The following is a 2,982-nucleotide window of genomic DNA, read 5'->3' on the forward strand; positions in this document are numbered from 1 at the left end:
CACCCCGAGCGCCGCGCCCCCGGCCGGTCCGGCGGCTCCCGTGCTGGCCAAGGCCGGACCGGCCGCCCCGACCTCGGCGAAACCGAAGCCGAAGCGCACCAGCTCCTCACCGTCCCCGAAGGGCGAAGGGCTCTGCGGTGCCCCACGCAACCCGATGGGGTACGACTTCTGCGGCGGCGACCGGATCCGCGAGCCGGCCGCCGAGATCTGCGACCACTTCGACTGCGCCCAGGAGTTCTGGGCCGGCCGGGGCTACCTGGTGCAGTGCCGCGACGGCGTGGTGAGCCTGACCGGTGGTTCCCGCAACGCCTGCGCCGAGCACCGGGGAGTGCGCCGCACGGTCTGGACCTGATCGGCCGAGCGTGGGTTCGAGGAGTGGGTGCCGCTCGGCTCGCTCGGGCCGAACCTGCTGAGGAGGGCCACGGGTCGCATGCGGGTTTGATGCCTCTGGGTCATGAATATGCCGCAGAGGCATCAGGCTCTCGGTCGCTGTCGCCCCGGACCTCGGTCGAGCCGGTCGCGGTCGTCCTGGCCGCGGTGGGATCAGTCGGGGTCGGGCACGTGGTGCGGGTCGGGGTGCGGGCGCAGCGGTAGCAGGCCGGCGAAGATGAGCGCCGCGCCGACCGGCAGCAGGTCGAGGTTCGCCGCGAGCGCCAGGAAACCGACCAGGACCAGCGGCGGGGCCCAGCGCGGCAGCCGGCGGGGCCGGACGGTGGCGGCCAGCACGAGCAGCGTCAGCAGGCCGAGTTGGAAGAGCATCGGCCCGGCGATGAAGAGGGGATCCGGCAGGGGCGCCGCCTCGGCGAAGCCGGCGAAGAGGTCACCGAGGATCACCCAGAGGAAGCTCGCGGCACCGACCAGCGCCGTGGCGGTGGCGGCGTCGGTGAGCGTACGCAGGCGCGGCGCGGCGGCCAGCAGCATTCTGCGCAGCTCCACGGCCAGGACGGCGAAGGCGACTATCGAGATCAGGAAGCTGGTGTGGCCGATGTTCCACGCCAGGCCGGGGCCACGATCTCCGTCGAGGCCGTCGGCGAGACGGCTGACTCCGTAGAACAGGAGCAGGAGTGGCGCGGTGACGGCGGCGAGCCGCGTCCTGGACACCGGCCGTACGGTGACCCGGGTATTGGCGACAGTCATTCTTCCAGCTTGGCCGAGCGGTGCGCGGCGGGCATCGGGGTCTCCCCGTAACCGCCCCGGAGTCGGCGCCCCCGAGCCTGCTCCGGGCTCTCTCGGGTCGCGCCGTGCGGCCGGTACAGCGGATCATGCGTCCGTTTTGGCCACTAATAGCACCTCTGTCCTAGATGATGGGGCGTATGGAGATGCGCTCCGACGACGGTGCGCGGCTGAGGATCCGGCCGATCGGCTACCAGCCGGGCATCGAGCCGCCGGTCGACGCCGAACAGGCGGCGGGCTGGGACGACTGGCTCCTCATCGAGGCGGACGCCCGGACCGCGGACGGTCAGGCGTGGTCCCACTGCAACCCCTGCCTCACGGTCGCCGAGGCGGGAATCCTCGCCGACTGGCTGCACCTGCAGGCCGAACTGGGGGCCGCGCCCACGGCGCTGCCGGCGCTGCTGCGGTTCACCGAGCCGAACCTCGCGTTCCGTACGCGCGTCATCCGGCGCCGCCGGGTGGAGTTGACAGTGGAGTTCTCCCACGAGTCGCTGCCCCCGTGGATGCGCCGCCCGCTGAGCGCGGTGTACCCGCTTGCGCTGACCGTCTCCGCCGACGCCCTCGCCGTCGCGGCCGAGCAGTGGGCGCGGGAGATCGAGGCGTACCCACAACGGGTCATCTCCTGACGGTCCCTGCCGTGACGACCAAATCTCTCTTAAGGGAATAAAGGGAAGCATCGATCCCTCGCGCGTGTCCTGTCGCCTACGCGGGCGGTTGTACCGCGCGTGACCACCACATCACCCGGCACCCTTGTACCGGCGAGCGCGCTGCCGACCTGGCGCGTCGCCTGGGCGGACCGCGAGAACGACCGACGCCGGCGCGTCCACCACGCCGAGCTCGAGACGTGGCGCCACCGCGTCGACATGCTGACCCGGCAGCGGATCGAGGCGACCACCTTCCTCGGCTGCACCGAGCCCCGCACCGGGCTGCCCGTCGAGCTCGACCCGTACGAACTCGTCTTCCGGATCATCCCCGCCGCGGAGCTGATCGAGGCGGTGGCCCGGCACGTACCGGGACTGCCGCAGCCCGCGCTCAGCGTCGGCCCGCACGACCCGTCGAGCCGTACCCTGCCGAAGGGCCTGCGGGTCGCGGACACCGGCGTCGCCGTCGTCACCAGCCACCGGGTGGCGTTCGCCGGCCGTGACGTCCGGCGCGAGTGGTGGTACGCGGACCTCGCCGCGCCCGCCCACCACCCGGACGTGCCGCTCACCCTCCTGCACCCGAGCCGGCCCGGCCGGCTCGCCGGGCTCCGGGTGCCGGCCGCCGTCGTGGCGAACACCCGCTTCTACCTCGCCCTGGCCCTCGCCTCCGCCGCCGGCCGCCGGGACGACATCGTCGCCGAACTCGACGCTCTGCTCGCCACCCACCACCGCGACCGTCCGATGCCACCGGTGCCGGTCGAACCGTGGCAGGCCCCGCTGACCGCGCGGCGACCCGACCGTCGCGTCACCGCGGTCGCCGCCGTCGCCGCTGCGGCGTTCGCGACGCTGACCGCCGGCGCCTACGGCTCGGAGGAGAGCGTCCCGCTGTACCGGGCCGAGGCGGACGCCGCGCGCGCCGTCGAGCTGCCGATGGGGATCGGCGCGGTCATCCCGACCCTCACCCCGGCGTCCGGCGCGCCCGGTGGCGGGCCGGACGCGCCCACCAGCGCCCCGGCGCCCGGAGGCACCTCCGGCGGCGGTGCCGAGCCGGCGTCGACCGGCCCGCGAACGACGGCCGGCGGGTCGAGCGGCAGCTCGGCGACCGGAGGCGCGGGTGGCGGTTCCCGCCCCGGCGTGGCACCGGCCGCGCCCGCCGCGCCCGCGTCGC

General features: G+C 74.3%; 3 protein-coding genes and 1 pseudogene. 3 read left to right on the forward strand and 1 reads right to left on the reverse strand.

Going from position 1 to position 2,982, the window contains the following annotated elements:
* A pseudogene (locus tag E1211_RS33640) lies at nucleotides 1–352 on the forward strand (hypothetical protein); the annotation flags it as partial.
* 191 nt (nucleotides 353–543) lie between these two features.
* On the opposite strand, the gene E1211_RS31505 reads toward E1211_RS33640, so the two are convergent.
* The gene (locus E1211_RS31505) at nucleotides 544–1,137 is read right to left on the reverse strand and encodes a hypothetical protein (RefSeq protein WP_132353795.1); all 594 of its coding nucleotides are present in this window, start codon (nucleotides 1,135–1,137) and stop codon (nucleotides 544–546) included.
* 176 nt (nucleotides 1,138–1,313) lie between these two features.
* Between E1211_RS31505 and E1211_RS31510 the strand changes: the two genes are divergently transcribed.
* Both E1211_RS31510 and E1211_RS31515 read left to right on the forward strand, forming a co-directional pair.
* Nucleotides 1,314–1,799: a hypothetical protein gene (locus E1211_RS31510; RefSeq protein ID WP_132353797.1), complete on the forward strand. Its 486-nt coding sequence runs from the start codon at nucleotides 1,314–1,316 to the stop codon at nucleotides 1,797–1,799.
* Nucleotides 1,800–1,898: 99 nt separating this feature from the next.
* Nucleotides 1,899–2,982 (forward strand): hypothetical protein (locus E1211_RS31515; protein ID WP_132353799.1); only part of this gene is annotated, 1,084 nt, incomplete at its 3' end.

This window comes from Micromonospora sp. 15K316, assembly GCF_004348525.1.
GTDB lineage: Bacteria > Actinomycetota > Actinomycetes > Mycobacteriales > Micromonosporaceae > Micromonospora.

Excerpts from the sequence above, each read along its gene's own strand:
- E1211_RS31505 (WP_132353795.1), bottom strand. The coding sequence starts at position 1,137 with ATGACTGTCGCCAATACCCGGGTCACCGTACGGCCGGTGTCCAGGACG.
- E1211_RS31510 (WP_132353797.1), top strand. The coding sequence starts at position 1,314 with ATGGAGATGCGCTCCGACGACGGTGCGCGGCTGAGGATCCGGCCGATC.